The sequence below is a fragment of the Gordonia sp. NPDC058843 genome (assembly GCF_042743165.1).
In the GTDB taxonomy this organism is placed as follows: Bacteria; Actinomycetota; Actinomycetes; order Mycobacteriales; family Mycobacteriaceae; genus Gordonia.
Map to the genome: position 1 here is coordinate 16,368 of NZ_JBHYNC010000027.1, position 15,990 is coordinate 32,357.

The 15,990-nt window shown below is 68.0% G+C and carries 16 protein-coding genes and 2 tRNA genes; 11 read left to right on the plus strand and 7 right to left on the minus strand.

The window, feature by feature from the left end; translation table 11 throughout:
- The first annotated feature begins 33 nt into the window (after nt 1-33).
- The 5 genes from ACFW3F_RS17010 to ACFW3F_RS17030 are packed head-to-tail and all read left to right on the plus strand — an operon-like array spanning nt 34 to nt 5,463.
- Nucleotides 34-1,446 (plus strand): YhgE/Pip domain-containing protein, encoded by a 1,413-nt coding sequence (locus ACFW3F_RS17010; RefSeq protein WP_388059378.1) that lies wholly within the window; start codon nt 34-36, stop codon nt 1,444-1,446.
- Nucleotides 1,447-1,494: 48 nt separating this feature from the next.
- On the plus strand, nt 1,495-3,393 hold the full coding sequence (locus ACFW3F_RS17015; protein WP_388059379.1) for a pyruvate kinase: 1,899 nt from the start codon (nt 1,495-1,497) through the stop codon (nt 3,391-3,393).
- A 54-nt stretch (nt 3,394-3,447) separates the two neighbouring features.
- A complete protein-coding gene (gene recO, locus ACFW3F_RS17020; protein WP_388059381.1) occupies nt 3,448-4,251 on the plus strand; it encodes a DNA repair protein RecO in 804 nt (267 codons plus the stop codon).
- Nucleotides 4,232-5,053 (plus strand): isoprenyl transferase, encoded by an 822-nt coding sequence (locus ACFW3F_RS17025; protein ID WP_388059383.1) that lies wholly within the window; start codon nt 4,232-4,234, stop codon nt 5,051-5,053. The genes recO and ACFW3F_RS17025 overlap by 20 nt, the downstream gene beginning before the upstream one ends.
- Nucleotides 5,050-5,463: a hypothetical protein gene (locus tag ACFW3F_RS17030; protein ID WP_388059385.1), complete on the plus strand. Its 414-nt coding sequence runs from the start codon at nt 5,050-5,052 to the stop codon at nt 5,461-5,463. The genes ACFW3F_RS17025 and ACFW3F_RS17030 overlap by 4 nt, the downstream gene beginning before the upstream one ends.
- Nucleotides 5,464-5,663: 200 nt before the next feature.
- Here ACFW3F_RS17030 and ACFW3F_RS17035 read toward each other — a convergent pair whose 3' ends face one another.
- The 3 genes from ACFW3F_RS17035 to ACFW3F_RS17045 form a co-directional block, all read right to left on the minus strand.
- Nucleotides 5,664-6,092 carry a Fur family transcriptional regulator gene (locus ACFW3F_RS17035; RefSeq protein ID WP_388059387.1) on the minus strand — a complete coding sequence of 143 codons (429 nt, stop codon included), beginning with the start codon at nt 6,090-6,092 and terminating at the stop codon, nt 5,664-5,666.
- Complete coding sequence (locus ACFW3F_RS17040; RefSeq protein WP_388059389.1) at nt 6,089-6,466, minus strand: ArsR/SmtB family transcription factor; 378 nt, start codon at nt 6,464-6,466, stop codon at nt 6,089-6,091. Before ACFW3F_RS17040 ends, ACFW3F_RS17035 begins: the two co-directional genes overlap by 4 nt.
- An 86-nt stretch (nt 6,467-6,552) precedes the next feature.
- The gene (locus ACFW3F_RS17045; RefSeq protein WP_388059467.1) at nt 6,553-8,091 is read right to left on the minus strand and encodes a M28 family metallopeptidase; all 1,539 of its coding nucleotides are present in this window, start codon (nt 8,089-8,091) and stop codon (nt 6,553-6,555) included.
- 206 nt (nt 8,092-8,297) lie between these two features.
- Between ACFW3F_RS17045 and ACFW3F_RS17050 the strand changes: the two genes are divergently transcribed.
- From ACFW3F_RS17050 to ACFW3F_RS17075, 6 genes are all read left to right on the plus strand, one after another.
- Complete coding sequence (locus tag ACFW3F_RS17050) at nt 8,298-9,683, plus strand: glycine--tRNA ligase (RefSeq protein WP_388059391.1); 1,386 nt, start codon at nt 8,298-8,300, stop codon at nt 9,681-9,683.
- Nucleotides 9,684-9,819: 136 nt separating this feature from the next.
- On the plus strand, nt 9,820-10,314 hold the full coding sequence (locus ACFW3F_RS17055; protein WP_388059393.1) for a cold-shock protein: 495 nt from the start codon (nt 9,820-9,822) through the stop codon (nt 10,312-10,314).
- Nucleotides 10,307-11,623: a deoxyguanosinetriphosphate triphosphohydrolase gene (locus ACFW3F_RS17060; RefSeq protein WP_388059395.1), complete on the plus strand. Its 1,317-nt coding sequence runs from the start codon at nt 10,307-10,309 to the stop codon at nt 11,621-11,623. The genes ACFW3F_RS17055 and ACFW3F_RS17060 overlap by 8 nt, the downstream gene beginning before the upstream one ends.
- 219 nt (nt 11,624-11,842) lie before the next feature.
- Nucleotides 11,843-13,765: a DNA primase gene (dnaG, locus tag ACFW3F_RS17065; protein ID WP_388059396.1), complete on the plus strand. Its 1,923-nt coding sequence runs from the start codon at nt 11,843-11,845 to the stop codon at nt 13,763-13,765.
- 144 nt (nt 13,766-13,909) lie between these two features.
- Nucleotides 13,910-14,464, plus strand: a complete 555-nt coding sequence (locus tag ACFW3F_RS17070; protein ID WP_388059398.1) for a dihydrofolate reductase family protein — start codon at nt 13,910-13,912, stop codon at nt 14,462-14,464.
- Between the two features lie 93 nt (nt 14,465-14,557).
- Nucleotides 14,558-14,797 (plus strand): three-helix bundle dimerization domain-containing protein, encoded by a 240-nt coding sequence (locus ACFW3F_RS17075; protein WP_388059400.1) that lies wholly within the window; start codon nt 14,558-14,560, stop codon nt 14,795-14,797.
- 69 nt (nt 14,798-14,866) lie between these two features.
- Here ACFW3F_RS17075 and ACFW3F_RS17080 read toward each other — a convergent pair.
- The 4 genes from ACFW3F_RS17080 to ACFW3F_RS17095 all read right to left on the minus strand — a co-directional run bounded on the left by ACFW3F_RS17080 (nt 14,867) and on the right by ACFW3F_RS17095 (nt 15,922).
- A tRNA-Ile gene (locus ACFW3F_RS17080) sits at nt 14,867-14,940 on the minus strand.
- Nucleotides 14,941-15,063: 123 nt separating this feature from the next.
- Nucleotides 15,064-15,136: transfer RNA gene (locus ACFW3F_RS17085), tRNA-Asn, on the minus strand.
- Nucleotides 15,137-15,265: 129 nt separating this feature from the next.
- Nucleotides 15,266-15,454: a hypothetical protein gene (locus ACFW3F_RS17090; RefSeq protein WP_388059401.1), complete on the minus strand. Its 189-nt coding sequence runs from the start codon at nt 15,452-15,454 to the stop codon at nt 15,266-15,268.
- A 75-nt stretch (nt 15,455-15,529) separates the two neighbouring features.
- Nucleotides 15,530-15,922 carry a winged helix-turn-helix transcriptional regulator gene (locus ACFW3F_RS17095; protein ID WP_388059403.1) on the minus strand — a complete coding sequence of 131 codons (393 nt, stop codon included), beginning with the start codon at nt 15,920-15,922 and terminating at the stop codon, nt 15,530-15,532.
- Between the last annotated feature and the right edge of the window lie 68 nt (nt 15,923-15,990).

Here is a 15,990-nt window from a genome sequence, read left to right on the forward strand (position 1 = left end):
CCGACGGACGCCGCCTGCGGGGGAGGTACGCCGATGGGTACGCACGAATTGCCGGAACAGCCGGGAGATGCGCTCGGAAAGGGCGCCCACGAGACGCCCGACTCCAATCAGCCGACCGGGCGCACGATCGCGGGTGTCCTCGGATCGCCGCGCTTCTGGCTGGCGCCACTGGCCCTCGTCGCCGTGATGTTCTCACTGATGGCCGGGCTGTACATGGCGGCGGTCGTGGATCCGCAACGGCACCTGCACGACTTCCCGATCGCGCTCGTGCAGGAGGACGCCGGCGGTGAGGTCGAGAACGCCGAGGGACAGTCCACGCGGCAGAATTTCGGCGACCAGGTCGCCGAGGGCATCATTTCCTCCGCGGCGGAGAACGGGATCGTCGTGACCCGCACCGACCGGTCGACCGCACTGTCCGAACTCAACAGCGGCAAGGTGTACGGCGTCATCGTCGTCGGGTCCAATTTCACGAACAGGGCTGTCGCACTTGGGCGGTCGACTGTGCTCACGGCGGAGCCGACGAGGCCGAACGTGGACATCTTCATCAACCGGGGTTCGGGTGCGTTCGCCTCGTCGATCACCACCACCCTGGCCGACCAGGTCCGTGAACGGGTCAACGCCCAGGTCGGCGCTCAGCTGACCGATCAGGTCCGCACCCAGCTCGACCGCAACGACATCACCTTCACGGGGGCGGCGCAGCTCGCCCTCGCGACGCCGGTCGCCGTCCAGGTGTCCGAACCGACGCCGCTCCCCAACGGTGCGGGCAACGGGCTGTCGGCGTTCTATCTGACGCTGCTGCTGGTGCTCGCCGGCTTCACCGGGGCGATGATGGTCAGCATCGTCGTCGACGGCATGCTCGGCCAGACGCCCATCGAGTACGGGCCGTTCTACCAACTGCGCGAACGGCTCGCGATCAGCCGGTGGGCGACCCTCGCGGCGAAGTGGACGATCATGTTCCTGGTCGCGCTGGTGCTCTCGACCCTGTTCATCGCCGTCGGCGCGATGGTCGGGACATCGATACCGAACGGCTTCGTGCTCTGGATGCTGTCGGTGCTCGGCATCTTCGCCGTCGGCGTGAGTGCCAGCGCGATGATGGCCGTGTTCGGCAACGCCGGGCTGCTGTTCAACTTGCTGTTCTTCGTCGTGTTCGGTCTGCCGTCGTCGGGCGGGACGCTCCCGCTCGAGGCGAGTCCGCGCTTCTTCGAGTGGATCGCCGCGATCGAGCCGATGCACGTGATCTATCTCGGCGTGCGGGCGGTTCTGTACTTCGACGCCGATCTGTCGGCCGGCCTGGGCCGGTCGATCATCCAGTGCTTCATCGGTTTGCTCGTCGGCGTACTCCTCGGCCTGCTCGGCACCAAGTTCTACGACCGGAAGGGCTGGCACCGGTATCCGGGTGGGATGACGCTGCCGCCGAAGCTGGACAAGATCGTCAACGCCGGCTGAAACGCGGCCGCGTCCCGACCGTTCACCCGGGTCTGACACGGTGGCGCGATGGGTAACCCCGGTGTCATGTCGATCCCCGAACTGTCCTCGGCCCTGCACGAACTGCGCGACGACCTCGACCGCGCCGAGCTGCAGGCAGCGTCGCTCATTGCCGCCGTGGCCGACCGGCATCGGCACAGTGCGCGCAACCTCGTGCACTACGTGACGGTTCGACGCCGCGACCTGCGTCCGTTGCAGGAGTCGATGTGCGCGCACGGACTGTCGAGTCTCGGCCGGATGGAGTCGATCGTCTATTCGTGGATCGAGACGGTCATCGAGACCGTGGACGCCTTGGCCGAAGGTCGCACCCGGCACCCGATCTGGGGTGACCTCGCCGGCGGGGTGCGGACCCTGACCCGCAACCGCGACGGGCTCCTCGGGCCTGTGCATCCCGGTGGTGGCGACGATGCCGCTGCCGACGGGTCCGGCGCCGAGCGCGGCGGGCGGGCCACCCGGGTGATGGTCACGATGCCGACCGAGGCGGCCGACGATCCCGAGCTCGTCCGCGCCATGGGTGCCGCCGGCATGGACCTCGCGCGCGTGAACTGCGCACACGATGGACCGGCCGAGTGGTCGCGGATGATCGAGTCGGTGCGTGCCCTGCCCGGTCGGGTGCGGGTGGCCATGGATCTCGCCGGGCCGAAGTTGCGCACGGGGCCGCTGGAACCGGGGCCGCAGGTGGTCAAGGTGAAACCGGTCCGCGCCGACGACGGCACCGTCGAACGACGGTCGCGGGTGAGGTTCAGCGCGACGCCCTTCGATCCCGGCGCACGCCTGCCCGACGGTATCGACGCGGTCATCCCGGTGCGCGCACTCGACCACGCCATGCAGCCGGCCCGGCTGAGACTGCGTGACGCCCGCGGTCGCCGACGCCACCTCGAAGTGGTCTCGGTATCCGAGGCGGGGATCGACGCCGACAGCGATCGCACCGTCTACTACGAGTCGGGCATGACGATCGATGTACCTGGTTCCGGCAGCGATCACACCCTCCGGAATGCGGCCCGCTCGCTGCGCTCCCGACGCCGCATCGTCGTCGACGAACTGCCCGAGAAGCGCCAGCACCTGCTCGTGCGCACGGGCGACGAGATCCGGCTCCAACGCGACCTCGCGCCGACCCCGGCGACCCGGACCGGACCGCATCGGATCGGATGCGAACTCGGGGAGGCCTTCGACGACGTGGAGACGGGCCACCGGGTGCTGTTCGACGACGGCAAGATCGCCGGGCGTGTCCGGGAGAAGCTCGACGACGAGATCGTCGTCGATGTCGAGCGCGCCGCCCCGGGCGGGACGAAACTCCGCGCCGAGAAGGGCATCAATCTGCCGGACACGACCCTGCACATCCCCGCGCTCACGGCGGCCGACCGGCGCGATCTCGAATTCGTCGCGGCGCACGCCGACATAGTGAACTGCTCGTTCGTCCGGTCGCCGGAGGACGTGGCCGACCTGATCGACGAATTGGGCCGTCTGCGTGCGCCGGACGTGGGCATCGTGCTGAAGATCGAGACCCGGGCGGCCTTCGAGTCGCTGCCGCAGATGCTGCTCGAGGCGATGCGCTGGGACGCGGTCGGCGTGATGATCGCCCGCGGCGACCTCGCCGTCGAGGTCGGGTTCGGCCGGCTCGCCGAGGTGCAGGAGGAGATCTTGTGGCTGTGTGAGGCCGCACATGTGCCGGTCATCTGGGCGACGCAGGTGCTCGACGGGCTGGCGAAGAAGGGCGTACCGTCGCGCGCCGAGGTCACCGACGCCGCGATGAGCCGACGTGCAGAGGGCGTGATGCTCAACAAGGGGCCCTACATTGTCGAGGCGATCGAGGCGCTGACCTCCATCCTGGACCGGATGGGCGGCCATGTGGAGAAGAAGCGTTCGCTGCTGCGACCGCTGAACTCGTTCGACATCGATCCGGGGTAGGCCGGCGGGCATGTCGGGGACGGTCGTGTCGGTGCACGGTGGGAGAATGTGCCGGTGAGGTTCTACCGGGATGAGGCCGTCGTGCTGCGCCAGCACAAGCTGGGCGAAGCCGATCGCATCATCACGCTGCTCACCGCCGAACACGGTCTCGTCCGTGCGGTCGCCAAGGGCGTGCGGCGGACGCGGTCGAAGTTCGGCGCCCGGCTCGAGCCCTTCGCTCACATCGACGTCCATCTGTATCCCGGCCGCAGCCTCGACGTGGTCACCCAGGTGCACAGCCTGCACGCCTTCGCCGACGCCATCGTCGCCGACTACGGGCGCTACACCACGGCGTGTGCGGTCCTCGAGACCGCGGAACGGCTCGCGGGCGAGGAGCGAGCGCCCACCCGCCAGCTACACCGGTTGACGGTGGGGGCGCTGGCGGCGCTGGCCGAGGACCGTCGGCCACGAGAGCTGATCCTCGACGCCTACCTGCTGCGCGCCATGTACAGCGCGGGGTGGATGCCGGCGCTGGAGGAGTGCGCGCGCTGCGCGACGCCCGGTCCGCACCGCGCCTTCCACGTCGCCGCGGGCGGAGCCGTGTGTCTGCCGTGTCGGCCACCTGGATCGGCGACGCCGTCGCCGGGCGTGCTCGACCTCATGGAAGCCCTGTTTCGCGGGCGGTGGGACGACGTGATCGAGGCCACCCCGTCGCTGCGTCGCCAGGCCAGCGGACTCACCGCCGCGCATCTGCAATGGCATCTGGAACGTCAGCTCCGAACCCTGCCGCTGATCGAACGCACCGCCCCTCATAGGCTGATGGAAACGGGTGTGGACACGGGTGTGAGGAGGGTCGACGATGGCGTTGCGGCCGGGTAGTTCGGCGAAGGCACGCAAGGCCGCGAGCCAACGCACCGAGGTCCGTCCACCCGATCCGCATCCGAGTGGTGCGCGGCCACCTGCCATTCCCGCCGAGTTCGTGCCCAAGCACGTGGCGCTGGTGATGGACGGCAACGGTCGCTGGGCCACCGACCGGGGGCTTCCGCGCACCGAGGGTCACAAGCGCGGTGAGGCCGTGCTGATGGACACCGTGTGCGGCTGTATCGAATTGGGGGTCGGCTGGTTGTCGGCCTACGCGTTCTCCACGGAGAACTGGTCTCGCAGCCCCGACGAGGTGCGGTTCCTCATGGGCTTCAACCGTGACGTCATCCGGCGCCGGCGCGACGAGATGCACGAGATGGGTGTCCGCGTGCGCTGGGCCGGCCGCCGTCCGCGATTGTGGCGCAGCGTGATCCGCGAATTGGAGATCGCCGAGGAGATGACCCGGGACAACACCGCGATGACGCTGACGATGTGCGTCAACTACGGCGGCCGCGCCGAGATCGCCGACGCCGCTCGTGAGATAGCGCGGCGCGCGGCGCGTGGCGAGATCGATCCCGAGCGGATCTCCGAGTCGACGTTCGCACGGTATCTCGACGAGCCGGACATGCCGGACGTCGACCTCTTCCTGCGTCCGTCCGGCGAGCAGCGGATCTCGAATTTCCTGCTGTGGCAGTCGGCGTACGCGGAGATGGTCTACCAGGAGAAGCTCTTCCCGGACTTCGACCGCCGCGACCTGTGGGCCGCCTGCCTCGAATACGCTTCGCGCGACCGGCGTTTCGGCGGGGTGAAGCCGTCGTGACCGATGCCGCCACGCTCCTCGACCGGGCTGCCGACATCGTCGCCGAACTCGGCCCCGTCGACCGTCCCGACGCCGACTCGCTGGTGGTGCGGGTCGGCCCGACTCGTGCGTCGATCCGGGTACTCACGCTGGCCGACGGGCTCGATGTGCTCGCTCTGACGCAGATGGTCGCGATGGACCTGCCCAACACGCCCAGCCTGCGGGATGATGTCGAGGCGTGCGCCGCGCAACTCAGCTTCGGCAGCCTACGACGCTCCGATCGCGCCGGGGTCACCACAGATGTGTTGCAGTACTACACTTTTCCGGCCGGACAACTCGACGACGTGCCGCTGCTGACGGTGTTGCACATCGTGCTCGCCGCGGGTGTCGACGCCGCCGAGCGACTGGTGGGTCCGGCTTCGGCGACCTGAGGTGTGAGGCGTGGCCGACCGCCGTTCTGTCGCCAAGGGATGACGCGCTTTCGGTCGCGGGTTCTGGTCGCAGCGGCCGCGTGTTCTGCTCCCCAATCCGAAAGAAGCGACCCACCTCTGCTCCCTGAGGAGCGGAAGGGGCTCGCGCACCTCAGGGAGCAGAAGGGGCTCGCGCGCCTGGGGGCGAGAAGGGTTCTCGCTCAGTCGTTCCCGGAGGCCCGGCACTCGCCGCAGCGGCCGAAGACCTCGACGGTGTGGTTGATGTCGGAGAAGCCGTGTTGGGCAGCGATCTTCGCGGCCCAGCGCTCGACCGGCTCCGCCTGGACCTCGACGGTGGTTCCGCACTCACGGCACACCAGGTGATGATGATGTCCCGACGAACAGTGACGGTATCGGGTCTCGCCGGAGCCGTCCCACAGGACATCGATCTGCCCGGCCTGACTGAGCGCCTGCAGATTGCGGTAGACCGTCGTCAGGCCGATCGATTCGCCTCGGGCCTTGAGGATCTCGTGGAGTTCCTGGGCGGAGCAGAAGTCGTCGGTGCCGGCCAGGGCGTCGGCGATCGCGGCGCGCTGGCGCGTCGACCGGATGCCGGTGACCGGCTGCGGTCCCGAGGCAACCCCGCTCATTCGTTCACCGCCCGGGAGCGCTCGACGGCCGTCACCGCGCGGCCGTCGGTGGTCTCGTTCGCGTGGATGAGGGCATCGCCGACGATGTGTGCCACGTGGTCGTCGAGGAGTTCGTAGGTGATCTCACGACCGTTGCGCTGGCCGCGGACCACTCCGGCGTCCTTGAGGACGCGCAGATGCTGGCTGACCAGCGGCTGGCTCAGACCCAGGTGCCCGACGAGCTCGTGCACGCACTGCACCCGTTCACGCAGGGACAGCACGATCGCGACGCGGGTGGGGGAGGCGAGGGCGCGCAGGAGGTCGGCGGCGGCTTCCCGTGCAGCGGCATCGGCCGCCTCGACCGGGTCGGGCCCGTCCAACGGTTGGGTCGACATCGCGCTCCTCTCGCCTGGCTCGCGCCACTGATCCCGCCCATTCTAACGGAAATGGTTTTCAATCCTTGAGCGGGTGTCGTCGCTGGTCAACCGTCGTTCGTGCGGCGCCGCTCGCCCACCGGCGGCACACCGTCGGCTCCCGCGGTCGACAGCGCGTAGGTCGCCACCGCCGAGGCGACCGCGGACGAGTTGACGGCCAACAGATCGGTGTCGATGTTGTCGAGGGTGTCGCGCGCGGTGTGATAGTCGGGGTCGAAGGGTTCTCCCGCCCGGCCGCCCCACATCTCGGCCTGTGCCTCGCTCTTCTCGCTCTCCGCCCCGGTGAACACACCGCCGGAGGGGATGCCCACCGCGATGAACGGACCGTAGTCGGAGCGGCCGTCGAAGTCGTCTGGGGCGAGAGGGATCCCGCGATCGGCATAGAATTTCTCGAAGGTCCGCTCGATGCCCGCGGAGCCGCTCGGACCGGCGCCGGCGCCGTTGCGTTCGGAGTCGTCGCCGTCGTAGGTGAAATAGCCGCCGTTGGGAGAGGCGAGCATGTCGAAGTTCAGATACAGGGCGACCGCGGCACGACCGGCCGCGTCGAGTCCCCGGACGTACTCCGTGGAACCCACCAGTCCGTCCTCCTCCGCGCCCCAGAACGCGAATCGCACCCGGTGAGGGACCCGAGGCGACGAACCGAGCCTGAGCGCGGTCTCGAGTACGGCCGCGCTGCCGCTCGCGTTGTCGTTGATGCCGGGGCCTTCGACAACGCTGTCGAGGTGTGCGCCGGCCATGACGACGTCGTCGGGGGTGCCCGTCCGGGTCTCGGCGATCAGGCTGCGCGTAGTGATGCGTGTGGTGTCCGCCTCGACCGCGAGCGTGACCGATCGGGCCGACCGCACCCGTTCGGCGTCGTCGGAGGAGATGCCGAGCACGGGGATCGCCGGGCGGTCGTTCGGCCCGAGCGTGGCAGCGGTGAGAGGGCCGGGCTCGTTGTTGACCATGATCGCCCCCACTGCGCCGGCCGATTCCGCGTTGCGCGCTTTGTCGGCGAAGGTGCATGTGCCCCGAGAGATCACGGCGACGGCGCCGCGCACCGAACGCGGGAAGTCGGCGCTCGTGCATCCGAGCCCGGTGACGGTGACGGGGGCGGCGGTGACCGGGGTGTCGCCGGTCCCGGCCGAGTACTCGACAATGCGCGTCGCCACCTTCAGGTCGTCTGCGGTGAGACTGACCGGCCCGGCGTCGAAGCGTTCGTAGTCGACGGACGGCGTGGTCACGTCGAAACCCGCCGTGCGGAGCAGTCCGGCGACATAGTCCAGAGAGGCGTCGTACCCGGGTGTGCCTGCTGCGCGGTTGCCGTCGTTGTTGTCGGCGATCTGCGCGAAGGCGCGAACGTGGGCCATCACGTTCTCGATGGTCACGGCCTCACCCAGGGCGTTCGGGGTGACCTCGTCGATCGGGGGTGCGGGCGAGGGTGTGGAGACCGGTGCCGATGAGGGTCCCTCGGGTGAGGACGTCTGCTCACCCGTGCATCCTGCGACCAGCGCCAATGCCAGCATGAGGCCGGTCACCCCGTAGACGGAGCGGCGACCAGCAGCCGGTTCCTCGACGCCGACGCGTCGTCGTACTCGAACGATCACCATGCCACTGTGGCAGTTCCGGCCCGCTCGTGTGTGCCCGATGGTTCGCGGCGACGGGCATCGCTTGCCGGTGCTTTCGGGGAACGGGGCGTCTGCTCGGTAGTCTGTACGGGTTGCCGCCCGCATCTCGTCGATGCATGCCGAGCACAACGCGCGTCAGCAGGACCGTCCCAGCCGAATACCGAACCCGTGGAGAGCAGTTAACCGTGGCCGCCCAGTCCAATGTGGAATCCGTCGTCAACCTCGCCAAGCGTCGAGGCCTGGTCTACCAGTGCGGTGAGATCTACGGCGGTACCAAGTCGGCGTGGGATTACGGCCCGCTCGGCGTCGAACTCAAGGAGAACATCAAGCGACAGTGGTGGCGCACGATGGTCATCGGTCGTGAGGACGTCGTCGGTCTCGATTCGTCGGTCATCCTGCCGCGCCAGGTGTGGGAGGCCTCCGGACATGTCGAGGTCTTCTCCGACCCGCTCGTGGAGTCGCTGCACACCCACAAGCGCTATCGCGCCGACCACCTCATCGAGGCGTATGAGGCCAAGCACGGGCATCCGCCGGAGAACGGTCTGGCCGACATCAACGACCCGGAGACCGGGCAGCCGGGCAACTGGACCGAGCCCAGGGCGTTCAGCGGTCTGATGAAGACGTTCCTCGGCCCGGTCGACGACGAGGAGGGGCTGCACTACCTGCGGCCCGAGACCGCGCAGGGCATCTTCGTGAACTTCAAGAACGTGATGACCACCGCGCGCAAGAAGCCACCGTTCGGCATCGCGCAGATCGGCAAGAGCTTCCGCAACGAGATCACACCGGGCAACTTCATCTTCCGTACCCGCGAATTCGAACAGATGGAGATGGAGTTCTTCGTCAAGCCGGGCGACGACGAGGAATGGCACCAATACTGGATCGACCAGCGCTTCGACTGGTACGTCAATCTGGGCATCGACCCGGAGAACCTGCGGCTCTACGACCACCCCAAAGAGAAGCTGTCGCACTACTCCAAGCGGACCGTGGACGTCGAATACAAGTTCGGCTTCGCCGGTAATCCGTGGGGCGAGCTCGAGGGTGTCGCCAATCGGACCGACTACGACCTGTCCACGCACAGCAAGCATTCAGGTGAGGACCTGTCGTTCTTCGATCAGGCGTCAGGGGAGCGCTACACCCCGTTCGTCATCGAACCGGCTGCCGGCCTGACACGTTCGCTGATGGCGTTCCTGTGCGACGCCTACACCGAGGAGGAGGTGCCGAACGCCAAGGGCGGCACCGACACTCGTACGGTGCTCCGGCTCGACCGGCGGCTGGCGCCGATCAAGGTCGCCGTGCTGCCGCTCTCGCGGAACGAGAAGCTGTCGCCGAAGGCCCGCGACCTCGCCGCCGAACTCCGTAAGCACTGGAACGTCGAGTTCGACGATGCGCAGGGCATCGGCAAGCGGTACCGCCGCCAGGACGAGATCGGCACGCCGTTCTGCGTGACCGTCGACTTCGACACCCTCGACGATCAGGCCGTCACGGTGCGTGAACGCGACACGATGAGTCAGGAGCGGGTCGCGCTCGACAAGGTCGCCGAGTACTTGGGCGGCAAGCTGCTCGGCGCCTGAGCTCGTCCGCGTCGCCACGAGGCGCGTACTCGCGATTCAGCCTGACCTGCGGATGTCTGTCACACTTGATGGCGAGTTGTCGCGCGGAGTAGGGCATGGGGTCCGTCGTGCGCGCGGCGAGAGAGTGAGTGGAGTCGTGTCTGTCAGCGGGAAAGTCGTTCACTACGACGCAAATCGGGGATTCGGTTTCTTGGCACCGGAATCGGGCGGTGCCGATGTGTTCCTCCACATCAACGACATCGACATCGACGAGAGTTCGTTGAAACCGGGCGCGAAGGTGTCCTTCGACGTCGAGGAGACCGACCGCGGTTCCAAGGCGATCAACGTCGCGGTCACCGAGGCCGCACCCGCCGATGAGACCGCGGGCGCACGGGCACACCGCCGCGACGATCATCACGGCCGGGACCGGGGCGATCGAGGTGACCGTGGTGACCGTGGGGATCGCGGGCGCCACGATGACCGTGGTAGCCGGAAGCCGCGTGCTGCCGGTTCGCTGGATGCCGCCGCGTTCACCGAAGAGCTGACCGAACTCCTGCTCGACGCCGACGGTGCACTCACAGCGCGCCAGATCGTGGCGATCCGGCAGCGGGTCACCGACTTCGCCGTCGCCCGGGGTTGGGTGCTTGACTAGCACCCGACAGGGTCCCGAGAGCGTAGGCCATGTTGTCCCGGCGGTGGCCGCCTACGGCGACGAGGCCGTCGAGCGCTTCGTCCCCGAAGGTGCCAAGGTCGCGAGCCTGCCGGGCACCCGCACCGATCATCGGAGCGACTTCGCGCGCGACCGCGCACGGGTCCTGCACTCCGCCGCACTCCGTCGACTGGCGGACAAGACACAGGTCGTCGGACCGCGTGAGGGTGATACGCCCCGCACTCGGCTCACGCACTCCCTCGAGGTCGGGCAGATCGGACGCGGCATCGCCATCGGCCTCGGCGCCGAACCCGACCTCGTCGAACTCGCCGGCCTCGCCCACGACATCGGGCACCCGCCGTATGGGCACAACGGCGAACGCGCACTCGACGAGGTGGCCGCGGATCACGGCGGCTTCGAGGGCAACGCCCAGAACCTGCGAATCCTGACGAGGCTCGAACCCAAGCTGCTCGACGCCGACGGGCAGAGCGTCGGCCTCAACCTCACCCGCGCGTCCCTGGACGCGACCCTGAAGTATCCGTGGACCCGGCGCACGCCCGGCGGGAAGTTCGGGGCCTATGACGACGACGCCGGCATGCTGGCGTGGATCCGTCGGGACGCGCCCGCGAACCGACAGTGCGTCGAGGCCCAGATCATGGACTGGTCCGACGACGTCGCGTACTCCGTGCACGACCTCGAGGACGGGGTCATCGGCGGCCGGATCGACCTGCGGACGCTCGGTGACCCGCAAGACCAGCGGGCACTCGCCGACATCGGCGCCAAGGAATTCCCCGGTCTCGACCCAGAGGCCCTCGTCGATGCCGCCGCGCGCCTGCATCGCATGGACATCGTGCGGTCGGTGGGCGTCTTCGACGGAACGCTCGACTCATACGTCGCACTCAAACGACTGACCAGTGAGTTCATCGGCCGGTTCGCGTCGGCCGCGATCACCGGTACCCGCGAGGTCGTCGGGGACCGACCGGTGTCGCGGTACGACGCCGACCTGGAAGTGCCGGAACTCATCGCCGCCGAAGTCTCGATGCTCAAGACCCTGGCGCTGCGCTTCATCTTCAGCAACGAACGCCACAAGGCGACGCAGCGTCGTCAGCGGGAACGCATTCACCGGGTCGCGAACTGGTTCGTCGAGGCGGCGCCCGGGGGTCTGGATCCCGTCTTCGTGCCGTGGTGGAACGCGGCGTCCGACGATGCCGCCCGCATGCGCGTCATCGTCGATCAGATCGCGTCCATGACCGAAGGCCGGCTCGAGCGCACCGACAAGCACAATTCGGGGGCGCAGGCGCACCTCGGGTAGACCCTCGCTGGGTTCCGTGCAGCGCGCACCGAAATCCGCCCCAGGAAACCACCCTCCACAGCGCCGCGGGCGACATATCGTCCGCGGTGTGGCGCTCAGGGGCTGTTTTCCGGGGCGGTTTTGCGGTCGGGGACCTGCCGGGGCGTCGGCTCCGGTCGTTGGACTGCCGGTGTTGACTACCCGGCCGGGTGCCCTCACCGACGTCACTACACTGGGTGCGTGGCAGGCCGAATTCCCGATCGCGACATCACGGCGATCCGTGAGCAGACGAGGATCGAGGACATCGTCGGCGATTACGTCGCCCTGCGTCGAGCCGGTGCCGACAGCCTCAAGGGTCTGTGCCCGTTCCACGACGAGAAGTCGCCGTCCTTCCACGTCCGACCCAACCACGGCCACTTCCACTGTTTCGGCTGCGGCGAGGGTGGCGACGTCTACAGCTTCCTGCAGAAGCAGGAGCACGTCAGCTTCGTAGAGGCAGTCGAGCAGCTCGCCGACCGGATCGGTTACCAGATCAACTACGAGGGCGGCGGCACCGCCATCAAGCGCGACCGCGGTACACGCGCCCGCCTGGTGGCGGCCAACGCGGCCGCCGCGAAGTTCTACGCCGCCGCGCTGCAGTCACCGGAGGCCCAGCCGGCCCGCGACTACCTGAAGGAACGCGACTTCGATGCGGTGGCGGCCGTCCAATTCGGTTGCGGTTATGCGCCTGCCGGATGGGACACGATGACCAAGGCGCTGTTGTCGCAGGGTTTCGAGTTCAGCGAGCTCGAGGCGGCCGGTCTGTCGAAGCAGGGACGCAAGGGGCCGATCGATCGGTTCCACCGCCGTCTGCTGTGGCCGATCCGCAACCTGGCCGGCGACATCATCGGTTTCGGCGCCCGCAAGCTCTTCGACGACGACAACCTCGGCAAGTACATGAACACGCCGGAAACCATGCTGTACAAGAAGTCTCAGGTGCTGTTCGGACTCGACCACGCGAAGAAGAGCATCGCCAAGGGGCATCAGGTGGTGGTCGTCGAGGGTTACACCGACGTCATGGCGATGCATCTGGCCGGCGTCACCACCGCGGTCGCATCGTGTGGCACCGCATTCGGTGAGGATCACCTGGCACTGATCCGCCGTCTGATGATGGACGACTCGTACTTCCGAGGCGAGGTGATCTACACCTTCGACGGCGATGACGCGGGAAAAGCGGCCGCACTCAAGGCTTTCGAGGGGGAGCAGTCCATCTCCGGGCAGACGTTCGTGGCGATCGCACCCGACGGCATGGACCCCTGCGAACTGCGTCAGGAGAAGGGTGACGCCGCCGTCCGCGATCTGATCGCGCGCCGGGTGCCGATGTTCGAGTTCGCCATCAAGGCCCTGCTCGCCGGACACGACCTCGATACCGCGGAGGGTCGCGTGCATGCTCTGCGCGATACCGTGCCGGTGGTCGCCCGGATCAAGGACATCGCCCTGCGCGACGAGTACGCGCGACAGCTCGCCGGTTGGGTCGGCTGGGAAGAGGTCGCCCAGGTGCTCGGTCGGGTGCGCGAGGAGGGCGCCAGAATCCGTAAGGCACAGGGTGTCCCGGCGGTGAGCGGGCGCGGCAACAGTCGCGGTGGCCGCAACCGGCCGGAGGCGGAGTCGGCGCCGACCTCGGCTCGACCCCAGCCCAACGATCCGCGCCTGTGGCCGCAGCGGGAAGCGCTCAAGGCGGCGCTGCAGTATCCGGCGATCGCCGGCACGGTCTTCGACTCGCTACCCGTCGAGTGCTTCAACGAACCGGCCTACGCGATCGTCCGCCAGGCGATGACCGGGCTCGGAGGAACCTCGGCCGGTCTGGGTGGCGCCGCATGGGTCGATGCCGTGCGCAACGCCGTCGACGACCCGATCATCGATCCGCTGGTGACCGAACTCGCCGTCGAGTCGATGCCGGTCGACGAGGACAACATCCCCCGCTACATCTCGAGCGTGCTCGCCCGGCTGCAGGAGGTGTGGGTCGGCACGCAGATCGCCGACATCAAGTCGCGCCTGCGTCGGATGGCGCCCAGCGACGATCCGGACGGCTACAACGCGGTCTTCGGAGATCTGGTCGCGCTCGAGGCCTACCGTCGCAGCCTGCTGGAACAGGCGGTCGACCCCATCGTCGGCGCGGGCTGACGCGCCCGTCGAGGTCGTCACCCCTGTGGGTTGAGCCGGCGACGAGCGCAGCGAGGAGTCGAGTCGAAGCCCCCCCCGGAGACCGATGAGTTCGCGTGGTCGCGCCGGTCTACCCCGGCGTCACCCCGACGAAGGGCAGAAAGCATGGCAACCACCATCTATTCGGCAACGGCATCACTCGACGGGTTCATCGCCGGGCCCGGCGGCGACATGTCGTGGCTCACCCGATTCTTCGACGCCCCGGGTGAGGGCCGGGCCCAGGACGCCGCCGACGACGCCGCCTCGCGGTTGATGCGGGGTACCGGCGCGCTGCTGGTCGGCAATCGGTCGTTCCGCGGCGATGATCCCAACCGGGGCACCGACCGCGAAGGAGCATTCGCCGGTGAATACGACGGGCCTGCCGTGGTTCTCACCCACAACCCACCCGCGGACACCGTCGACGGCGTCACGTTCGTGTCCGATCTGCACGAGGCGGTCGAGACCGCCACGGGGATCGCCGGCGACGCCTACGTCGCCGTCATCGGCGCCGATGTCGCGCGACAGATGATCGATCACGGGTTGCTCGACGAGGTGCTCGTGTTCTTCGTCCCGGTGTTCCTCGGTGCGGGCGTGCGGCTGTTCGACCGGCCCGACGGCGGCGAGGTCCGCCTCGCGCCCATCCCCGGGGAGACCGAATTATGGTGTCGCGTCGAGCACTGAGCTCGCGCGGTCGTCAGCGAACCGGAGTTGAACAGTCGGCGACGGTTGGTGTTCCCGGCAGCGGGTGCACCGAATGCTGCCTAACGTGGGAGCGTGGACGCGAATGACGAGCGCCGGCAGGTCACCGAAGTGCAGCACCGCCTGATCGGGATGTACACCGACAAGAAGCCCGAAGATGTCGCCGAGGCGGTCGAAGCCGCGTACCGACACTTCGACGGGATCGACGTACGCGACTTCGTGCCGTTGCTGGTCGAACGTCGTGCCAACCAAGCACTCAGCGGGTCCGCGGTGATGGCGGATTCGGGTGAGGTGCCGCCGGCGCTGGGTGGGTGACCCGACGGTCGGCGTCCGGAGTGCACGAGCCTGTCCAAGTGGATCAGGTTGTGTCGCAACTGAACTCGGTGGGGCGGGCGGGGCTCGAACCCGCGACCTACGGATTATGAGTCCGCGGCTCTAACCGACTGAGCTACCGCCCCGTGGGCCCGAAAGCCCGCTGCTGGACATTACCGCACCGTTGACTCCCGGATGAATGCGGACCGACGGGACTGCCGGACACGAGAAAGCCCGTCACCTGCTCTCGCGGGTGACGGGCTTGTCTGCTCCCCCAACTGGACTCGAACCAGTAACCGTTCGATTAACAGTCGAATGCTCTGCCAATTGAGCTATGGGGGACTGCCTCGGCCCTGTTCGGCGCTCGTCGAGTGCGTCACCAGGACCGAGGACAGACTTTAGCGCATGGTCGCGCCGGACGACAAAACGCGCGGTCAGCCGCATGTGATGGTCGTACCGACGCCGCGAACCCTACTCGCGGGGGTAGTCCTCGGGGTCGGTCTCGACCTCCGCGGCCTGCTCGGCGACGTCGGCTGCATCGGCGTCGAACGGCACGGTGGGCTCCGGCGCAGCGGCCTCGTCGGGTCCCGCCGACTGGGCTTGCTCGATCGCATCGGCCTCATCGGCCTCGATCGGCAGGTCGGCATCCGGTGATGTCATCGGGTCGCTCCTCGGGTCGTCGGATGGGTACGTATCCACGTGTACCCGACGCTGCGTACCCACGAGACGCTCGAGTCAGTCCTGTCCGCTGCGCCGCTCGTCGTAGTGCGCCTGCGCGTCCCGGACCACGGGCATGTTGTCCTGTACGAGTTCGATCAGCCCGCTCAACTGGTCGGCGACCTGGCGGCCCAGTGGGGTGAGGTGGTACTCGACCTTCGGCGGGATGGCCTCGAGGACGGTGCGCACGATCATGCCGTCGCGCTCGAGGTTCTGCAGCGTCTGCGACAGCATCCGTTCGCTCACACCGTCGACGCGGCGACGCAGCGCGCTGAACCGATAGTTGCTCTCGCCCAACGCGATCAGCACGAGGCTGCCCCACCGTCCGGTGACGGTCTGCAGTGTCGTCCGGGACGAGCAGTCCCGGGCGAAGACATCCGCCTCGATGGACTCGTCGCTGATCTCGGTCACGCCATCAACGGTAACCGAAGCACCGAGATCTAGCTAACAATGTGTGTTGTACTTACTAAAAGTTAGTG

Excerpts from the sequence above, each read along its gene's own strand:
- ACFW3F_RS17010 (WP_388059378.1), top strand. The coding sequence starts at position 34 with ATGGGTACGCACGAATTGCCGGAACAGCCGGGAGATGCGCTCGGAAAG.
- ACFW3F_RS17015 (WP_388059379.1), top strand. The coding sequence starts at position 1,495 with ATGGGTAACCCCGGTGTCATGTCGATCCCCGAACTGTCCTCGGCCCTG.
- ACFW3F_RS17025 (WP_388059383.1), top strand. The coding sequence starts at position 4,232 with ATGGCGTTGCGGCCGGGTAGTTCGGCGAAGGCACGCAAGGCCGCGAGC.
- ACFW3F_RS17035 (WP_388059387.1), bottom strand. The coding sequence starts at position 6,092 with ATGAGCGGGGTTGCCTCGGGACCGCAGCCGGTCACCGGCATCCGGTCG.
- ACFW3F_RS17040 (WP_388059389.1), bottom strand. The coding sequence starts at position 6,466 with ATGTCGACCCAACCGTTGGACGGGCCCGACCCGGTCGAGGCGGCCGAT.
- ACFW3F_RS17070 (WP_388059398.1), top strand. The coding sequence starts at position 13,910 with ATGGCAACCACCATCTATTCGGCAACGGCATCACTCGACGGGTTCATC.
- ACFW3F_RS17090 (WP_388059401.1), bottom strand. The coding sequence starts at position 15,454 with ATGACATCACCGGATGCCGACCTGCCGATCGAGGCCGATGAGGCCGAT.